Consider the following 18,150-nt stretch of genomic DNA (forward strand, 5'->3'; position numbering starts at 1 on the left):
ACCTACGCCCGCTGGTCGTGCTCTGGTGATGCACAGTGCGCCGTGCCAAGGTCAGCGGATGGAGCCGGAGCTCGCCGCGAATCTCGTCACCCGCGTCAACGTCGGCGATGCGCTGACCCGCACCGCGGGCCGGCTGCCGGCCACCGTCGCCGTCGTCGACGGCGACCGGCGCTGGACCTACGCCGAGCTCGACGCCTGGGTCAACCGCGTCGCGCACGGGCTGCACGGGCTCGGCTACGCCCGCGGCGACGCACTTGCTCTCGTCTCGGGCAACAGCGCCGAGTTCCTCGTCACCTACTTCGCCTGCGCCAAGCTCGGCGTCGTCTGCGTGCCCGTCAACCTGGGCTGGCGTCCGGACGAGATCGCCTACGTGCTCGACCATTCCGGGGCGCGCGGGATCGTCGTCGAGGCCCAGCTGCTGCCACTGGCCGCCCCGGCCGTCGAGAAGGTGCCGACGGTTGGCGACGTCGTGGTGGCGCCCGGCACCGGCGGCGAGACGACCTACGACGCGCCCGACCGCCGCCGGCTCACGTTCGCCGAGCTCGCCGCGGACGACGACAGCTCGCCGGAGACGTTCGTCGACGACCGCGACGCGGTGAGCTACCTCTACACGAGCGGCACGACGTCCTTCCCCAAGGGCGTGGTGGGCAGCCACACCGCGATCTACCTGGAATCGCTGATGATGGTCGCCGAGACCCACCTCGGCCCGGACGACCGCATCGCGTGCCTGATGCCGCTGTTCCACACCGCTCAGCTGAACGGGTTCGCCACTCCCGCGGTCATGGCCGGCGCGACGCAGTACCTCATGCGCGGGTTCGACCCCGCGGCGCTGCTCGAGCTCGTCGAGTCCGAGCACATCACCCGGGCCTTCGCGCTGCCGATGATGTGGCGCGCGCTGGCCGACCACCCGGACGTGTCGCGCCGCGATCTGTCGTCGCTGCGGCGCGCCGCGTACGCGATGGCCCCGATGCCCGACGCGCTGCTGAGGCGGTGCATCGAGGTCTTCGACTGCGAATTCCACCTGTCGTTCGGGCAGACGGAGATGAGCCCGGTGACAACGTACTTCCGGCCCGAGCACCAGCTGTCGCACTCCGGCGCGGTCGGCTCGCAGGTGATCAACGTGCAGATTGCGATCATGGACCCGTCCGGTGCCCTGCTGCCCCGTGGCGAGGAGGGCGAGATCGTCTACCGCGGCCCGCAGGCGCTGAACGAGTACCTGAAGGACCCGGCCGCGACCGAGGCGGCCTTCGCGCACGGCTGGTTCCACTCCGGCGACGCCGGCGTGCTCGCCGAGGACGGCATGCTCTGGTTCAGCGACCGCTACAAGGACGTGATCAAGTCCGGCGGCGAGAACATCGCGTCCATCGAGGTCGAGCAGGCGGTGTACGCGGCGGACCCGAACATCGCCGAGGTCGCGGTCGTCGGGCTGCCGCACGAGCGCTGGACGGAGGCCATCACCGCGTTCGTCATCGCGAAGGAGGGCGAGACGCTCGACCCCGACACCGTGCTCACGGGCGCGCGGCAGCACATCGCGTCGTTCAAGGCGCCGAAGGCCGTCGTGGTCGTGGCCGAGCTGCCCCGGACCTCCACCGGCAAGATCCAGAAGAACGTCGTCCGCAAGGACTTCGCCGGGTACTACGACCGACCCGAGCAGGGCTAGTCGGCGCGTGGAACTCGTCGACCCCGAGCGTTTCGAGCTGATGGTGACGGAGGCCCTCGACGGGCTGCCGCCGGAGCTGGGCCGCGAGATGCGCAACGTCGCGGTGACCGTCGACGACGACTCGACGTCCCTCGACCTGCTCGGCCTCTACCAGGGTGTCCCGCTCACCGAACGCAGCTCCGACTACGCCGCCGTCATGCCCGACCGGATCACCATCTTCCGGCACGCCATCTGCGCGGTCAGCGCCGACGAGCGCGACATCGTCGAGCAGGTGCGGCGCACGGTGATCCACGAGATCGGTCACCACTTCGGCATCGACGACGACCGGCTGCACGAGCTGGGCTGGTAGCGGGTTCGCCGCGCAGCACACCAGCTTTCTGGGATGGTCCGGGCCGCGTGCCGGCACCAGGCTTGCCCCATGAGCACACACACCCTGACCCCAGCCGGCCACGACGCCACCGACACCCACGACGTCCCCACGGACACCGCCGGGCCGCACGGCCTGAACCGCTTCTGGTGCGGCGCCTTCAACGCCGGCGACCTGGCCGCCCTGATGAGCACCTACGAACCGGACGCGGTCATCGTTCCGGGCCCCGGCGCCGAGCCGCTGCACGGCCACGCCGCGATCGAGGCTGCGTTGTCGTGGTTCCTCGGCCTCGGTGGCACGTTGCGGTTCGAGCCGCGGTACTGGCTCGAGCAGGGCGACCTCGTCCTGTCCAGCATCGCCTTCGTCATGGACGGCGGCACCGACGCGGACGGTCGGCCCGTCGACCTGCGCGGCGTCACCGCCGAGGTGCTGCGCCGTCAGCCCGACGGCAGCTGGAAGTACGTCATCGACCACCCGTTCGGCGCTTCGAGCTGACGTCCGGGTCGACCTGCCTGGCGCGGCACAGGCGTTTCGGGCGCACTAGGGTTCGAGGCGTGGGTTCTGCCGACGTCGAACTGGCCGGTTCGCTGGTTCGCGCCGCCGGCGAGCTCGCGGCCCGGATGCTGGCCGACGGGCTGACCGTCGAGCACAAGACGTCGATCTCGGACGTCGTGTCGGCCGCCGACCACGCCGCCGAGGAGCTGGTCGTGTCCCGGCTGCGCGCCGAACGGCCGGACGACGCCATCGTCGGCGAGGAGGGCACGTCGGACGCCGGCGGCGCGCGCACCTGGTACGTCGACCCCGTCGACGGCACCTACAACTTCCTGTCCGAGCTGCCGACGTGGTGCGCGGCGCTGGCCCTCGGTCCGTCGGAGACGGAGCCGCCGCTGCTCGGCGCGGTCTACCAACCCGCGACCGACGAGCTGTGGTTGGGCGGGCAGTCACATCCGACGACCCGCAACGGCGTCGAGCTGGCCCCGCTCGTCGACCGGCCGCTGGCCGAGGTGTCGCTGGCGACCTACCTGCACCCGTTCACCCTCGGCGATGCCTCCCTGCGCGAGCCGCTGCTGCGGGTCATGGGCGGGGCGGCCACGGTGCGGATGCTGGGTTCGGGGTCGGTCGAGCTCGCAGCGGTGGCGGCCGGTCGCCTCGGCGCGTCCGTCCAGGCCAACTCCCTGCCGTGGGACTGGCTGCCCGGCGCCGCGCTGGTCGCGGCCGCGGGCGGTGCGGCGTCGGTCGTCCCGGTCGACGGCCAACGCTGGCACGTCGCCGGGTCGCAGCAGACCGTCGCCGAACTCACCGCCCTGCTGAGTGGCTGACGGCGTTACGCTCGCGCCGTGTCGACGGCGGGGACAGGACGGTCGGGTCGACCCGACCTCTCCGGGGCAACCCCGGGGGCATCACCCGAAGCAGGGCATCGCACCGCACGCCGTGGCGAGCACTCCATGCACGAGCAGGCGCGCACCACCGGGAACGGCTGTCCCCGCCGTCCGGCACGCGCCGCCGCACCGCGCCCGTGCGCGTGACCCCGAACCGGTGAGCACATCGCGACCGGAGGCGGTCGCCCACGGCGTGGCCACGGCCATGCTCGCCGGCGGCTGGCACCGTGCGGCCATGACCCGCAGGGTCCGGGTCGCACTGGGCCGTCAGACACCACCGACATGGGTCAGCGAGTTGGTGCGCGAGGTCGTGGACGCCTACCGCGACCCTCCCTACGACCGCCCGCGCGAGTTGGCCGCCTACCTGCAGACGTGCCCCGCGTGGGCCAAGGCCTGGACGGGCCGACGGGACCGGCTGCCCCGCATCAGACATCTCGAGCCGACGACGACACGGGTCGTAGACCGCCGGTGGCCCGTGACCCGTCTCGACGACCTGGGTGCGCTGGCCCGGCTGCTCGACGTGGACCAGGGCGAGCTCTCGTGGTTCGCAGACGTGCGCGGCTGGGAGCGCGACGCGGACGAGATGCTGCGCCACTACCGTTGGCACGTCCTGCCCTCGCGAAGTGGCGGACGGCTGGTGGCCGCGCCCAAGCCACGGCTCAAGGAGATCCAGCGCCGCCTGCTGCGTCATGTCCTCGAGCCGGTGCCCGTGCACGACGCCGCGCACGGAGCGGTCGCCGGTCGCTCGGTGCGGACGGCGCTGGCCCCGCACGCCGGCCGCACGGTCGTGATCCGGATGGACCTGGAGGCGTTCTTCCCGTCCATCGCTGCCGGACGGGTATGGGGGTTGCTGCGTACAGCCGGACTGCCCGAGCAGGTGGCGCACACCGTCACAGGCCTGCTGACAACAGTCGTGCCCCACGCCGTGTGGCGCGCCCTGCCCGTTCCCGACGCGGACCCGGCCCGGCACTGGCGCCTCGGCGACCGGCTCGCCGCGCCACACCTGCCGCAAGGAGCACCGTCGTCGCCGCGGGCCGCCAACCTGGTCGCCTTCGGACTCGACCGCAGGCTGACCGGGCTGGCCGAGTCCTTCGGCGCCGCCTACACCCGCTATGTCGACGACCTCACCTTCAGCGGCGGCCCGCGCCTACGCGCCGGCCGGTCGGCGTTCGTGCGAACGGTCGAGCAGATCGTGCTCGATGAGGGCTTCGCAGTGAACGAACGCAAGACAGTCGTCCTCGGCGCGTCGGGTCGCCAGTCGGTTCTCGGTGCGATCGTCAACGCCCGTCCGTCCTTGCCGCGGCCGGAGCGCGACGCTCTGCGAGCCCTGCTGCACAACTGCGCCCGGCACGGATGGCGCACCCAGACCCGCGGGCGGGAGGACTTCCCCGCCTACGTCCTCGGCAGGATCGCATGGGCCGGTGGACTGGACCCGGTTCTCGGCAACCGCCTGCGCGCCCTGTACGACGCCGTCGACTGGACCTGATCACCCGACCGTCTGGTCGCAGTCGCCCCCCAGGTAGCACGCCGTCACAGGACGGCCGTATCACGCCGTGCTACGGCCGCGCCCGGCGCTTGCGGCCCGGTCGCACCAGCCGTGTTGCACATCGCGGCGGGGGTCCTCACCGTCGACCTTCCGACGGTGAGCAGAGTCGGTCCGTCGCCCACCGCCGCGAGCTGCTGTGAGGTCAGCTCGAGGTGGGGGAGCCGCCGGTGCCGCGGCGCGACTTGGCCTTGCGCGCCTCGATGGCGCGGGCCTCGCGTTCATGAGCCTCGCGCAGGTCCGCGTCGCGGGCATCGGCGTCCGGGTCGAGCTGGGTGTCGAGGTCGGCCCGTTCGACGATGCGTGAGTTGACCCGTGCCTCGAGCTGCGCGGTGAACCGGGCGCGGGGCTTCGCCAGCAGGACCAGCGACAACGGCACCGAGAGCACGAGCCCGATCAGCGCGCTGATGAAGACGGGCACCCCGCAGAGGTAGAGGATCCCCCAGAGCGCGCCGAACAACCCGAAGCGCAGCAGCGTGTACAGCCACATCGAGCCCATCCAGCCGCGGAACGTCGGCTCGACCGACGTCGCGGCCCGGGGCGCTGCCTTCGATTCAGGCATCGGCTCGGATGCGGGCTTCGGCTCGGGTTCGGACATCGGCTCGGCTTACGCCCAGACGGTCTGCGGCTCGGCGCGGCGCTGGGCCAGGGGCACCGGGGCGTCGTACTCGCGCAGGATCTCGTAACGGGTGTTGCGCTCCTTGGGCTGGAAGCCCGCGTCGCGGATGAGGTCGAGCAGGTCCTCGCGGGTCAGCTTGTCGGGCGTGCCGAAGTTGTCGGCGTCGTGGGTGATCTTGTACTCGACCACCGAGCCGTCCATGTCGTCGGCGCCGTAGTTCAGCGCGAGCTGCGAGGTCGACAGCCCGTGCATCACCCAGAACACCTTCACGTGCGGGAAGTTGTCGAGCATCAGCCGTGACACCGCGAACGTCTTGAGGACGTCGGCCGGCTGCGCCATCGGCAGGTGCGACAAGCGGTTGTTGTCGTTGTGGAAGCGCAGCGGGATGAACACCTGGAAGCCGCCGGTCTCGTCCTGCAGCTCGCGCAGGCGCAGCACGTGGTCGACCCGGTGCCGCGGCTCCTCGATGTGACCGTAGAGCATGGTCGCGGGCGTCTTGAGGCCCTTCTGGTGGGCCAGCCGGTGGATGCGCGACCAGTCCTCCCAGTGGGTGTTGTGGTCGACCACCTGCTTGCGCACGTCCCAGTCGAAGATCTCGGCGCCACCACCGGTGAGCGACTCGAGCCCGGCGTCGATCAGCTCGTCGAGGATCTCGGAGGCGCTGAGCCCGGAGATCGTCTCGAAGAAGTGCACCTCGGTGGCGGTGAACGCCTTGAGCGCGACGTCGGGCAGCGCGGCCTTCAGCTCGCGCAGCACCCGCGGGTAGTACTTCCACGGCAGCGTCGGGTGCAGGCCGTTGACGATGTGCAGCTCGGTGAGGCCGTCGTCCTTCATGCCGAGCGCCGTCTCGACGGCCTCCTCGACGCGCATCGTGTACGCGTCCTTCTGACCGGGCTTGCGCTGGAAACTGCAGTAGGCGCACGACGCGGTGCAGACGTTGGTCAGGTTCAGGTGGCGGTTGACGTTGAAGAAGACCGTGTCGCCGTTCTTCTCGGTACGGACCCCGTGCGCCAGACCGCCCAGCCAGGCCAGGTCGTCGGTGTCGTAGAGGTCCTCGCCGTCCTGCTGGGTCAGCCGCTCACGCGCCTCGATCTTCTCGGTCAGCTCGGCCTTGCGGGACTCGGTCATCGCCATGCGACCCAGGGTACGTCGGCCTCCCGGCCGGTCCGGACGGTGCCCGCGAGACGTCCGACACGGACCCGGCCGCGGCGGAATGTCCCACCGCGGGCCGCGGCTTGCACCAACCGAACGCAACCACAGGAGGTAGCGATGTCCCACGTAGTTCTCACCGGCGGCACTGGGCTGGTCGGATCGGCCGTCCTCACCGCCCTGCGCGACGCCGGCCACCAGGTCACCGCGGTCGTGCGCAGCGAGCAGTCCGCCGCAGCCGTGCGCGAGGCCGGTGCGACGCCGGCCCAGGGCGACATCACCGACAGCACCTGGCTGTCGGGCGTGTTCGCCGATGCCGACGGCGCGATCCACACTGCGAGCCCGGGGGATGCCACCAGCGCCGACTTCGACGCGGCCGTCGTGCAGGCGGCGCTGACCGCCTACTCCGGCACGGGCAAGCCGTACGTGCACACCGGCGGGGTGTGGGTCTGGGGCTCCGGCGACGCGATCACCGAGCAGGACCCGTTCGACGCACCGGAGCTCACCGCCTGGCGCGCCGGGGTCGAGCAGAAGCTGCTCGACGACGAGTCGCTGCGCGGCGTCGTCGTCGCCCCGGGCATTGTCTACGGCGGCGGGGGCGGCCTGGTCGCCACCATCACCCAGCCCGACGACAACGGAGCGATCCGCCTCGTGGGCGACGGCAGCCAGCACTGGACGACCGTTCACACCGGCGAGCTGGCCGACCTGTACGTGCGCGCGTTCGAGAAATCGGCCGCCCGCGGGTACTACATCGGCGTCAACGACGACCACCCGACCGTGCGGGAGATCGGCGAGGCCGCGGCGAAGGCCCGCGGCACCGACGCCGTGGTCGCCGAGAGCGCGGACGACTCGCGCGAGCGCCTGTTCGCACCGCTGGTCGACGCGCTGCTGCTCGATCAGAGCGCCGAGAACGGCCGCGCCCGCGAACTGGGGTGGACGCCGTCCGGGCCGTCCCTGCTCGACGACGTGGCGGCGAAGACCACGCGCGCCTGAGCCTGCCGCGTCTGACGTGGGGAGAGTTATCCGCCCTGAGGGCGGGCAACTCTCCCCACGTCGGCTCGACGGGCACGCCGGCGAGCGGCAGGATCGTCGCGTGTCGCTCCCGCGGTTGGCCGTGCTGCCCCGCACGCTGCACACCACCCAGCGGCCCAGTGCCACCGCGCAGTGGACGACGCTGGTCCGCGCGCTCGAGCGGCAGCGGCCGGCCGCCGAACGGATCGTCGACGACCCGTACGCACCGCTGTTCCTGACCGGCGCCCACCGGGCCGCCCTGCACCCGCTCGCCGCCGCGGCCCCGGCGGTGCGCCGGCTCGAGCGCTCCGGCGCCGCCGGGATCGCGACGTCGGTGCTGTGCCGTCACGCGTTCATCGACGCGCACCTGCTCGGGTCTTTGCCCGGGGTCGAGCAGGTGATCGTGCTGGGGGCGGGCTACGACAGCCGGGCCTACCGCTTCGCGGCCGCACTCGGCGACCGTCCCGTTTACGAGGTGGATCTCGCCCCGCTGTCCCGCGCGAAGGCGGCGGTGGTCCAGTCGCATCCGGAGCGTTTCGGTGTCGGGTCCGTGACGCGGGTGGAGATCGACTTCCGAGCCGAGTCGCTGACGGACCGGTTGGCCGCGTCCGGGTTCCGGCCGCACGCCCCCTGCTTCGTGGTGTGGGAGGGCGTCAGCATGTACCTGACCGAGGCGGCGGTGCTCGGCACGCTGCGCTCACTCGCCGACGTGTGCGGCCCGGGGTCGGTGCTGGCCATGGACTTCTGGCAGAGCCCCCGTGGACGGGCACCGTACGACCACCTGCGCCGTACGGCAGTGCGGTCCATGCGCCTGATCGGTGAGCCCATCACGTTCGCGACCCCGCCCGACGCGGCGGTCGACCTTCTCCGGTCCGGCGGCTTCCGGGTGGACGACCTCGCGGACGGGCGGCAGCTCACCGGCCGGTACGCGACCGGCGGCCGCCGCTGCGACGACGCGCTGTACACGGTGGCCGCGACGCTGCCGTGAGCCCGGCTACCGCTCGCGCGCGCCGCCCAGCTCGCCCGTCCACCGGGTGATCAGGGTGTGGTCCACCCCGACCGCGTCGAGCACCTTGGCGGCCACGAAGTCAACGAGCTGCGCGATGGTCTGCGGCGCGCTGTAGAAGCCCGGGCTGGCGGGCAGCACGACCGCGCCGGCGTCGTGCAGCGTCAGCAGATGGACCAGCGTGGACCGGGTCAGCGGAGTCTCACGGGGCACGATCACCAGCGGCCGGCGCTCCTTGAGGGTGACGTCGGCCGCGCGCTGCAACAGGTCTTTCGACAGCCCGAGCGCGATACCGGCGACGGCGGCGGTCGAGGCGGGGACGACGACCATGCCGCGGGTCTCGTAGGACCCGCTCGACGGGCCGGCGGCGAGGTCGCCGGCGGACCAGTACGCCGTGTCGCCGGGGTCGCGGGCCAGCCAGGTCGCGAGGTCGTCGCGCCAGTGCTGGTCGCGGAACGACAGGCCGGTCTCGTCGAGGATGGTCAGGCGCGCGGCCCGCGAGACGACGAGGTCGACGGGCAGCCCGGCGTCGAGCAGGGCGCCGATCACGGCGCGGGCGTAGGGCGTGCCCGACGCACCGGACACCCCGACGACCCACGGGCGACGGTCGGTCACGCCCGCAGCCCGTGGACGATCAGGTCGGCGAGCGCGAACCCGAACAACCCGATGCCGATGACGCCGTTGGCGGTGAAGAACGCGCGGTTGACGCGGGACAGGTCGTGGGCGCGCACGATGGTGTGCTCGTAGATCAGCACGAGCGCGGTGAGGGCCAGGCCCGTCCACCACAGCCAGCCGAGCCCGGCCGCGGCGCCGAACCAGGCGAAGGCGCCGACAGTGACGGCGTGCACGACGATCGAGGACCGCAGCGCCGCCGCGATGCCGAAGCGCGCCGGCACCGACCGCACGCCGATGGCGCGGTCGATCTCGTAGTCCTGGCAGGCGTAGATGAGGTCGAACCCGCCGATCCAGGTGCCGACGGCGAGGCCCAGCGCGGCGGCCGCCCAGGACGCGTGGCCGGTGACCGCTATCCACGCGCCCACCGGGGCGACGAACTGCGCGAGCGCCAGCAGCACCTGCGGGAAGTCGGTGAACCGCTTGCCGTAGGAGTAGAGGACGAGCAGCGCGACGGCGACCGGGGCGAGCGCGAGGCACAGCCACGACAGCGCGGCGCAGGAGCCGAGGAAGACGGCCAGCGCGACGACCGTGCCCGCCCACGCCGTCGACAGCGACACCTCGCCCGTGACGAGCTCACGGCGGGCGGTGCGCGGGTTCAGGGCGTCGAAGCCGCGGTCCAGGATGCGGTTCGCGCTCATGGCCACGGTGCGCGCGGACACCATGGCCACGGTGATCAGCAGCAGCTGCACCCAGTGCACCGAGCGGGTGTCACGCCACATCGCGGTCAGCGCCGCGGTGTAGGCGAAGGGCAGCGCGAAGACCGAGTGCTCGATCATGACCAGCGACAGGAACTTGCGGACCCGGCCGCGCTGGGGCGCCGCGGGGCTGGCGCTGCCCGTGGTCAGGTCGCTGGTGGTCACACGTCGATTCTGCCTGGGCGCTGTATCAGCGCGACCTGCGGTGCGGCCGACGGCGGCGTCGCGACATGCTCGGGGGCGCGCCGATGCCGTACTCGTCCCACCGCCGCTCGACGGTGGCCCGCGTCTCGTCGGTGAGCACGCACTCGTCGGGCCAGCCGCGGTGGTAGCCCTCGGCGGGCAGCTTGCGGGTGGCGTCGATGCCCAGCTTGCCGCCCCAGAACTGCTCGTAGGACCCGTGGTCCAGGTGGTCGACCGGCCCCTCGCCGTGCAACACGTCGCGGGCGTAGTCGACGTTGCCGAATGCGCGCCACGCGACCTCGCCGTAGTCGTGCACGTCACAGTCGGCGTCGACGACCACGATCAGCTTCGACAGCGACATCAGCCCCGCGCCCCAGATGGCGTTCATGACCTTCTGGGCGTGCTTGGGGAAGCGCTTGTCGATCGAGACGATCACCGCGTTGTGGAAGACCCCGGCCTCGGGCAGGTCGTAGTCGACGATCTCGGGGACGGTCAGCCGGATCAGGGGCAGGAAGATCCGCTCGGTGGCCTTGCCGATCGGGCCGTCCTCCTGGGGCGGCCGGCCGACGACGATCGACTGGAAGATCGGCTCCTTGCGCATCGTCAGGGTCTCGACGCGGACGAACGGGAACGGTTCGACGGGCGTGTAGAAGCCGGTGTGGTCGCCGAACGGGCCCTCGGGCAGCCGCTTGCCCGGTTCGACCCAGCCCTCGAGCACGACCTGGGCGTCCGCCGGCACCTGCAGCGGGACGCTGACGCAGTCGACCATCGGCACGCGCTCCCGCTGGACGAAGCCGGCGAACAGGTACTCGTCGATGTCGGCCGGCAGCGGTGCCGACGCGGCGTAGGTGACCGCGGGCGGGCACCCGAACGCGATGGCGACCGGCAGCCGTTCGCCGCGACGTTCGGCGACGGCCGCGTGCGAGGTGGAGTCCTTGTGGATCTGCCAGTGCAGGCTGACCGTGCGCTCGTCCTGCAGCTGCAGCCGGTACATCCCCAGGTTGCGGGCGCCGGTGTCGGGGTGCTTCGTGTGCGTCAGGCCCAGGTTGAGGAACACGCCGCCGTCGTCGGGCCACGCCTTGACGCCCGGGAGCAGGTCGACGAGGTCGATGTCGTCGCCCCGCACGACGACCTCTTGGCACGGCGCGCTCTTCACGTGCCTCGGCGGCGCGTTCCGCAGCTGGCCGACCTTGCCCAGCGCGTCCCGGAACCCGCTGACACCCTTCGGCAGCTCGGGCTTGAGCAACTCGGCGATCCGGTCGCCGATCTCGTCGAGGTCGTCGACGCCGAGCGCCTTCGCCATCCTCCGCTGCGTGCCGAACGCGTTGATCAGCAGCGGCATGCGGCCGCGGGTGGGGTTCTCGAACAGCAGCGCCGGGCCCTGCTCGCGGACCACCCGCTGCACGATGCCGGTGACCTCCAGGTGCGGGTCCACGGGCGCGCTCACCCGGGCGAGGTCGCCGTCGCGTTCGAGGTCGGCGAGGAACTGCTGCAGATCGGCGTAGGCCACACCTTCAGTATCGACGGCCATCGTGGGGAGTTGCCCCCGGTGTCCGGGCACAGCACTCCACGATGCCGGGCGGCTACCCTCGCGGCCATGCCACAGGTGCTGCTGGTCGAGGACGACGGCGCGATCCGCACCGCACTGACCCGCGGGCTGCGCGAGCACGGGCACGTCGTGACCGCCGTCGGCTCGGGCATGCCCGCGCTCACGGCCGCGGTCGAGAACAAGCCCGACGTCGTGCTGCTCGACCTCGGCCTGCCCGACATCGACGGCGCCGACGTGCTGTCGATGCTGCGCAGCGTCAGCGAGGTCCCGGTCATCGTGGCCACCGCCCGTGACGACGAGCGCGAGATCATCCGCCTGCTCGACCTCGGCGCCGACGACTACGTGATCAAACCGTTCACCGCCGCCCAGATGAACGCCCGCATCCGGGCCGTGATGCGGCGCAGCGGCAAGACTGACGAGGACCCCGTCATCACCGTCGGCGGGCTCACGATCGACACCCGTTCCTACGAGGTGACCGTCGACGGGCGCCCGGTCGAGCTGGCCCGCAAGGAGTTCGAGCTGCTGCTCGCCCTGGCCCGCCGCGCCGGCGAGGTCGTGTCGAAGCGCGACCTGCTCGGCGAGGTGTGGCAGCTGGCGTGGGGCGGGTCCGACCGCACGGTGGACGTCCACCTGTCGTGGCTGCGTCGCAAGCTGGGCGAGACGGCCGCGGACCCGCGCTACCTCTACAGCGTCCGCGGCGTCGGCGTGCGGCTCGTGGCGCCGGCCGGGAGCTGACCGTGCGACGCCGCATCCTGCTGCTGGTCGTCGGCATGACCGTGCTGGTCGTACTGGCGTTCGCGATCCCGCTGACGGTGCTGATCCGCTCGACGGTGGCCGAGGACGTCCGCAACGACGTCCGCAACGAAGCCCTGCGGGCGCGCGGGGCGGTCCAGAGCTACCCGCCGCCGTCGACGTCGACCCTGACCACTTACGTACGGAACCGGGTGAAGGCCACCGGCTGGCCCATCTCGATAACCCTGCCCTCCGGCCAGGTCATCGGCTCGACACCGGCCGACAACTCGTCCGTGCCCACCCAGCGAGGGGAGGGCGACGACGGCCGGGGCGGGTACGGCGGGCCCGGCACCGGGGGAGGACCCGGGCCGGATCTGCAGCCCGTCAAGGGCGGTTCGCTGGACCAGACGGTCTCGTTCTCCTCCGCAGGGCCCTACGTCGTCCGGGTCTACCTGCCCGACGGCGACCGCTACGACGGGGAGAACAGCAAGTTCCTGCTGCTGGCCGGCGCGGCCGTCGTGCTGATCGGGGTCGGGATCGGCGCCGGCGAAGTGCTCACCCGTCGCATCGTGCGTCCGCTCGCCGACACCGCCGCCACCGCGCAGCAGCTGTCGGCGGGCGACACCACGGCGCGCGCGCCGACCGACGGCCCCGTCGAGGTCGCCGACGTCGGCCGGGCCCTGAACCGGCTCGCCGACCGCATCGACGAGCTGATCGCCGAGGAACGCGAGACCGTCGCCGACCTGTCGCACCGCCTGCGTACGCCACTCACCGCGCTGCGACTCGACGCGGAGGCGCTGGACGAGCCCCGTGAGGCGGAGCGCATCGGCGGCCACGTCACGACGTTGGAACGCATGCTCACGGCCGTGATCCGCGCCGCCCGCCGCCCGCAGCGCGAGGGCCGGATGCCGGCATCCGACGCCACCGAGGTCGTGGGTGAACGGGTGGCGTTCTGGTCGGCGCTGACCGAGGACCAGGGCCGGGTGGCCACGGTGGAGTTGCCTCGGGACCCGCTGCCGGTGCGCGCCGGCGCGGAGGACCTCGCCGCGGCCGTCGACGCGCTGCTGGAGAACGTGGTCGCCCACACCCCCGAGGGCACGCCGTTCTCGGTGCTCCTCGCGGCGACGACGAACGGCGCCCGGCTCACCGTGGCCGACGACGGCCCCGGGCTGCCCCCGGACGAACCGGTGCGTGGCCGCAGCGACCGCGGGTCGAGCGGGCTGGGTCTCGACATCGCCCGGCGCAGCGCCCAGGCCTCCGGCGGGTCGATGACGCTCGGCGCGAGCCCGTCGGGCGGGGCGTCGATCACCCTGTTGTTCGGGCGCCCCTGACCCTGCTCAGCCGCCCCAGCGCCAGGACGCGATGATGCTCTGCGCTGCCGAGGACGAGGCGGCGAACGCACCCGTCGTCGCCGTGTAGGTGATCGTGTACGCGTTGCCGCCGTGCAGCACGACCGTCTGCCGTTGCATGAGGCGCCGACCCTGCTGGGTGTCCTGGAACGAGTACTCCAGCGCGTCGTCGCCGGCGACCGTCGTCGAGGTCGCGGCGGTCAGGCCGGAGATCTTGAGCGCCGACTGCAGGTTGGCCACCGAGCGCTGCCGGTAGGCCTCCAGGCTCAGCCCCTGGCTGCTCTCGGTGACGACGTTGACGTTCGCGGCGAAGGCGGTGGTCACCGGGCCGACGTAGACGTCGACGGCGTGCAGGGCCTGCGCCTCCTGCTTGTCCTGCGTCCACCCGGACGGCAGCACCACCGAGAAGACCCGGCCCGGCGCGTTGACCACCGGCGAGCCCGCGCTGCCGCCCGTCGGCTGGGACGACGACGCGTCATCGGACTGCGACGCGGCCTCGGCCGACTTGACCGCGGGGGCCGACGAGGCCGACCCGGTCGAGGCGGCGGACGTCGCCGGAGCACCGCCACCGGAACTGCCGCAGGCCGTCGTCAGCGCCAGCACGAGACCCATACCGGACACGGCAGCAGCGATCTTCATCCGCTCACTATGCCCGACGGGTGGACGGCCCCGTGCGTGACCGCCCTTCACCGCGTCCCAGCGAGTCTTGAGCCGTTCTTGATGTTCCGGTGACGCCCCCCTGAGCCGCCCCGCCGCATCGTTCTCGTATGCCACCGAACAACACCCCCGAACGCCTCCGCGGACGCGCTCGCCTCGCCGCCGCGGCCGCTGCCGTCTCCGCCGCCGCCGTCACCTGGGGCCTCGTCGCCGGCGTCGGCGGCACCGCCGACGCGTCCGGTTCCGGCGGGAGCACCGGCACGAGCGGCTCGTCGAACACCACCACGACGACACCGTCGAGCGGCACGTCGTCGTCCGGCTCGACGGGCACCACGTCGACGCCGACGTCGACCCCCAGCTCGTCGTCCGGCAGCTCGTCGTCCGGCAGCTCGTCGTCCGGCAGCTCGTCGGACGGCAGCTCGTCGGACGACAACGACTCCGGCATCAGCGGCACCGATCAGCACGGCTCGAGCGACGGCGGGAGCAACGGGTCATGAGCGACGCCGGCGGAGCGAACCACCGAGACGGCATGAGCGCCACCCGCACGTGGCGCGCCTGGAGCAGCACCGTCCGCCTGGTCGTCGACGACCCGGCCGCGCTCGCCCCCGCCACGGCCGACCTGACCGCCCTGCTCGAACGCGTCGACGTGCTCGCCAGCCGGTTCCGCCCGAACTCGGCGATCTCGGTCGCCAACGCGCTGCCCGGGCGGCCCGTGCCGATCCCGGCCATGCTCGTCGCGCTGGTCGCCGCCGCGCTCGACGCCGCTCGTGAGACCGGCGGCGCGGTCGACCCCACGCTCGGCCTGGCCATGCGCCGCATCGGCTACGACCGCGACATCGCCGACATCGCCGACATCGCCGACATCGCCGACGTCACCGACACCGAGGCCCGGCCGGCCACGCCGCGACCGGGTGCCTGGCGGGCCGTCACGCTCAATCGCGAGGCCGGCATCCTGCGGGTCCCCGCCGGGTGCGCGCTCGACCTGGGCGCCACCGCCAAGGCCTGGACGGCCGACCACGCGGCACACACGCTGGCGAACCGCTACGCGACGCCGGTGCTGGTCGAGCTCGGCGGCGACGTTGCCGTGGCCGGCGAGCGACCAGGCGGGTGGGCGGTGCGCGTCGCTGAGCGCGAGGGTCAGCCCGGGCGGCTGGTGCGCATCCGCCGCGGGGGGCTCACGACCTCGACCACCACCGTCCGCACCTGGCGCCGCGGCGACGGCACGGCGCATCACATCGTCGACCCGCGCACCGGGGAGCCGGCCGACGGCCCGTGGCGGACGGTCAGCGTCGCGGCCGGCTCGGCGCTCGCGGCCAACACGGCGAGCACCGCGGCGATCGTCCTGGGGGACGCCGCACTCGACTGGCTGCACCGGCGCGGCTCGTCGGCGCGGCTCGTCAACAGCGACGGTGACGTCATCACCACCGGCGCCTGGCCCACCGAGATCCGAACCCTGCCGCACCGCCGCACCCTCGTGCGCGGCACGGCCGGCGCCGATCCCCGGAGCGCCGTCGCATGACCACCCCACGAAAGCGCTCCGCACAGAACACTTCACGCTTCCGCGGAGGCCCCGAATGAGCCTCTGGTTCACGGCGCGGGGGGCCGGCCTGTCGGCCCTGCTGCTGCTCAGCACGGCCACCTGCCTCGGCGCGCTGGTCGCACGGCCGGCATCGACCGCACGCTCCTCCTCCCCGACTCGGCGGTATGTCCTGCAGTACGTGCACCGCGCTGCCGCCGGTCTCGGCCTCGCCGTCCTCGTCCTGCACGTCGTGACGATCCTGCTCGACACCTACGCCCACGTCGGCATCACCGGCGCGATTGTCCCGTTCACGGCCGGTTACCGGCCGACCTGGGTCGGCCTCGGCTCGCTGGCCTTCTACACCTTCGTCGGCGTCTCGCTCCTCGGCCTGGCCCGCGGACGGATGGCGCGCTCCGAGCGGGGCGCCCGCCTGTGGCGACAGCTGCACGGGCTGTCCTACGCCGGCTGGGCACTCGCGGTCGTGCACGGGTTCACCAGCGGCACCGACAGCTCCGTCGGGTGGGTGCGGTTGCTCTACATCGCCTGCGTCGCTGCCGTCGCAGCTTCGGTGACCTACCGGATGGCGTCCGTACCGCGAGGTATGCCGGGCGACCGGTTCACGGTGCGCGCACCGCAAGTCACCGAACAACCTTCCGCCCCAGCTCGCATCCCCGAGGGAGCCTCCCGATGACCGCCCTGCTGCACCGTCCGCCCGCGCCGATCACCGAGGTGGACCTGAGCGCATGGTCCATCGGGGCGCCGCGGCTCCTGGCCGGGCTGCAGACCGCCGCTCGCCTCGACCACCGGGCGCACCTCGCCACGCACGGCCCGCTACCCGGATCCGACCTCGAGCGGGTGCTCGCCCATCTCGACGGTGGTCCCATCGCCGGGCGCGGGGGTGCCGGTTTCCCGCTCGCCACCAAGATCCGCTCGCTCGCCGCGGGACGTCGGCACGTCGTCGTCAACGGCACCGAGAGCGAACCCGCCAGCCGCAAGGACCGCGTCCTGCTGCACCGGGCCCCGCACCTCGTCCTCGACGGCGCCCTCGCCCTGGCGAACGCCGTCGGCACGCAGCACGTCGCGGTCGCCGTGCACGACGAGCCGACAGCGCGTTCGGTGCGGGCCGCGACGGCCGAGCGCACCGACGCCCGGCGCGTACGGGTCGTGGTCGTGGCCGGTGGCTTCGTCGGCGGCGAGGCCCGCGCGGTCGTCCGGGCGCTGCGCGGCGGCCCGGCCCTGCCCACCGGTCGTCGCACTCCCCCGACGGCCGACGGCACGCTTGTCGCCAACGTTGAGTCGGTGGCCCAGCTGGCCGTGCTGCTGCGCCTCGGCCCCCACCGCTTCGCCGAGACCGGCACTCCCGATGAGCCCGGCACGACGCTGCTCACCGTCGGCGGCGCTGTCGGGCGACCCGGCGTGGTCGAGATCCCCATCGGCACCCCGCTCGGCATCGTGCTGACCGCCGCCCACGCGGCCGACCCGCAGGCCGTCGTCGTCGGCGGTTACCACGGCAGCTGGGTCGCGCCTCTCGCACAGATCCGGATGTCGCGGGCCGGGCTGGCGTCGGCCGGCGCGACCCTGGGCGCCGGCGTCGTGCTCGTCCTCGGCCACGATACGTGCGCACTCGGGGAGCTCGCCCGCGTGAGCGACTGGCTGGCCGGCGAGTCGGCGCGCCAGTGCGGGCCGTGCCGCTTCGGGCTGCCCGCCCTGGCCGCCGACGTCGCCGCGCTCGCGGCCGGGCCCGCCCCCGGGCTCGGCTCGGCGGTCGTGCACGCGCGCGCCGTCGCCGGGCGCGGCGCCGGCGCCCACCCGAAGGGCGCGGCGCGGTTCGTCACCTCGGGCCTGCACCTGCTGCACGACGAGAACGACGCGCACCTGCGCGGTGGGTGCGGCCGACCCGTGCTCGGCCAGCTGCCGGTCGGCGGCCCCCGATGACCGCCCGCCTGGAGATCGACTGGACCCGCTGCGACGGGCACGGCTTGTGCCGCGCATTGCTGCCGGGCCGCATCGCGGTCGACGAGTGGCTGACGATCTGCCTCGAGCCCGAGGTCCATCGG

At 72.9% G+C, this 18,150-nt stretch carries 19 protein-coding genes; 13 read left to right on the plus strand and 6 right to left on the minus strand.

All coding sequences use genetic code 11. The features are described from left to right. Positions 1-58 precede the first annotated feature (58 nt). From ACFFCA_RS16045 to ACFFCA_RS16065, 5 genes are all read left to right on the plus strand, one after another. On the plus strand, positions 59-1,660 hold the full coding sequence (locus ACFFCA_RS16045; RefSeq protein ID WP_375486569.1) for an AMP-binding protein: 1,602 nt from the start codon (positions 59-61) through the stop codon (positions 1,658-1,660). Between the two features lie 40 nt (positions 1,661-1,700). Continuing rightward, entirely contained in the window at positions 1,701-2,009 is a 309-nt protein-coding gene (locus tag ACFFCA_RS16050; RefSeq protein ID WP_375486606.1) for a metallopeptidase family protein, read from the plus strand. Between the two features lie 69 nt (positions 2,010-2,078). Beyond that, positions 2,079-2,522, plus strand: a complete 444-nt coding sequence (locus ACFFCA_RS16055) for a YybH family protein (protein WP_375486571.1) — start codon at positions 2,079-2,081, stop codon at positions 2,520-2,522. A gap of 59 nt (positions 2,523-2,581) precedes the next feature. Then, positions 2,582-3,346 (plus strand): inositol monophosphatase family protein, encoded by a 765-nt coding sequence (locus tag ACFFCA_RS16060; protein WP_375486573.1) that lies wholly within the window; start codon positions 2,582-2,584, stop codon positions 3,344-3,346. Positions 3,347-3,563: 217 nt separating this feature from the next. After that, positions 3,564-4,892 carry a reverse transcriptase family protein gene (locus tag ACFFCA_RS16065; RefSeq protein ID WP_375486575.1) on the plus strand — a complete coding sequence of 443 codons (1,329 nt, stop codon included), beginning with the start codon at positions 3,564-3,566 and terminating at the stop codon, positions 4,890-4,892. A gap of 202 nt (positions 4,893-5,094) precedes the next feature. Here the strand turns inward: ACFFCA_RS16065 and ACFFCA_RS16070 are convergent, their stop codons facing one another. Both ACFFCA_RS16070 and mqnE read right to left on the minus strand, forming a co-directional pair. Next, a complete protein-coding gene (locus tag ACFFCA_RS16070; protein WP_375486577.1) occupies positions 5,095-5,511 on the minus strand; it encodes a DUF4229 domain-containing protein in 417 nt (138 codons plus the stop codon). Positions 5,512-5,556: 45 nt separating this feature from the next. Continuing rightward, positions 5,557-6,696: an aminofutalosine synthase MqnE gene (mqnE, locus tag ACFFCA_RS16075; RefSeq protein WP_375486608.1), complete on the minus strand. Its 1,140-nt coding sequence runs from the start codon at positions 6,694-6,696 to the stop codon at positions 5,557-5,559. A 141-nt stretch (positions 6,697-6,837) separates the two neighbouring features. Between mqnE and ACFFCA_RS16080 the strand changes: the two genes are divergently transcribed. Both ACFFCA_RS16080 and ACFFCA_RS16085 read left to right on the plus strand, forming a co-directional pair. Next, positions 6,838-7,710: an NAD-dependent epimerase/dehydratase family protein gene (locus ACFFCA_RS16080; RefSeq protein ID WP_375486579.1), complete on the plus strand. Its 873-nt coding sequence runs from the start codon at positions 6,838-6,840 to the stop codon at positions 7,708-7,710. 100 nt (positions 7,711-7,810) lie between these two features. After that, complete coding sequence (locus ACFFCA_RS16085; RefSeq protein WP_375486581.1) at positions 7,811-8,716, plus strand: SAM-dependent methyltransferase; 906 nt, start codon at positions 7,811-7,813, stop codon at positions 8,714-8,716. Positions 8,717-8,722: 6 nt separating this feature from the next. On the opposite strand, the gene ACFFCA_RS16090 is transcribed toward ACFFCA_RS16085, so the two are convergent. From ACFFCA_RS16090 to ACFFCA_RS16100, 3 genes are read right to left on the minus strand one after another with little or no spacing between them, the layout of a single operon-like run. Then, entirely contained in the window at positions 8,723-9,349 is a 627-nt protein-coding gene (locus ACFFCA_RS16090) for a UbiX family flavin prenyltransferase (protein WP_375486582.1), read from the minus strand. Continuing rightward, positions 9,346-10,269, minus strand: coding sequence for a menaquinone biosynthesis prenyltransferase MqnP (gene mqnP, locus ACFFCA_RS16095; protein WP_375486584.1), 924 nt, complete (start codon positions 10,267-10,269; stop codon positions 9,346-9,348). The genes ACFFCA_RS16090 and mqnP overlap by 4 nt, the downstream gene beginning before the upstream one ends. Positions 10,270-10,294: 25 nt before the next feature. Beyond that, positions 10,295-11,797, minus strand: a complete 1,503-nt coding sequence (locus tag ACFFCA_RS16100) for a menaquinone biosynthesis decarboxylase (protein WP_375486586.1) — start codon at positions 11,795-11,797, stop codon at positions 10,295-10,297. Between the two features lie 87 nt (positions 11,798-11,884). On the opposite strand from ACFFCA_RS16100, the gene ACFFCA_RS16105 reads away from it, so the two are divergent. Next, positions 11,885-12,571: a response regulator transcription factor gene (locus ACFFCA_RS16105; RefSeq protein WP_375486588.1), complete on the plus strand. Its 687-nt coding sequence runs from the start codon at positions 11,885-11,887 to the stop codon at positions 12,569-12,571. A gap of 2 nt (positions 12,572-12,573) precedes the next feature. Next, on the plus strand, positions 12,574-13,899 hold the full coding sequence (locus tag ACFFCA_RS16110; protein WP_375486590.1) for an ATP-binding protein: 1,326 nt from the start codon (positions 12,574-12,576) through the stop codon (positions 13,897-13,899). 6 nt (positions 13,900-13,905) lie between these two features. Here ACFFCA_RS16110 and ACFFCA_RS16115 read toward each other — a convergent pair whose 3' ends face one another. Next, a complete protein-coding gene (locus ACFFCA_RS16115; RefSeq protein WP_375486592.1) occupies positions 13,906-14,556 on the minus strand; it encodes a DcrB-related protein in 651 nt (216 codons plus the stop codon). 128 nt (positions 14,557-14,684) lie between these two features. On the opposite strand from ACFFCA_RS16115, the gene ACFFCA_RS16120 reads away from it, so the two are divergent. From ACFFCA_RS16120 to ACFFCA_RS16135, 4 genes are read left to right on the plus strand one after another with little or no spacing between them, the layout of a single operon-like run. Further along, positions 14,685-15,071 (plus strand): hypothetical protein, encoded by a 387-nt coding sequence (locus ACFFCA_RS16120; RefSeq protein WP_375486594.1) that lies wholly within the window; start codon positions 14,685-14,687, stop codon positions 15,069-15,071. 32 nt (positions 15,072-15,103) lie between these two features. After that, positions 15,104-16,093 (plus strand): FAD:protein FMN transferase, encoded by a 990-nt coding sequence (locus ACFFCA_RS16125; RefSeq protein ID WP_375486596.1) that lies wholly within the window; start codon positions 15,104-15,106, stop codon positions 16,091-16,093. Between the two features lie 55 nt (positions 16,094-16,148). After that, on the plus strand, positions 16,149-16,784 hold the full coding sequence (locus tag ACFFCA_RS16130; RefSeq protein WP_375486598.1) for a hypothetical protein: 636 nt from the start codon (positions 16,149-16,151) through the stop codon (positions 16,782-16,784). Further along, entirely contained in the window at positions 16,781-18,028 is a 1,248-nt protein-coding gene (locus ACFFCA_RS16135; RefSeq protein ID WP_375486600.1) for an NADH-ubiquinone oxidoreductase-F iron-sulfur binding region domain-containing protein, read from the plus strand. The genes ACFFCA_RS16130 and ACFFCA_RS16135 overlap by 4 nt, the downstream gene beginning before the upstream one ends. Positions 18,029-18,150: the final 122 nt, after the last annotated feature.

It is taken from the genome of uncultured Jatrophihabitans sp., assembly GCF_964252635.1.
GTDB lineage: Bacteria > Actinomycetota > Actinomycetes > Mycobacteriales > Jatrophihabitantaceae > Jatrophihabitans.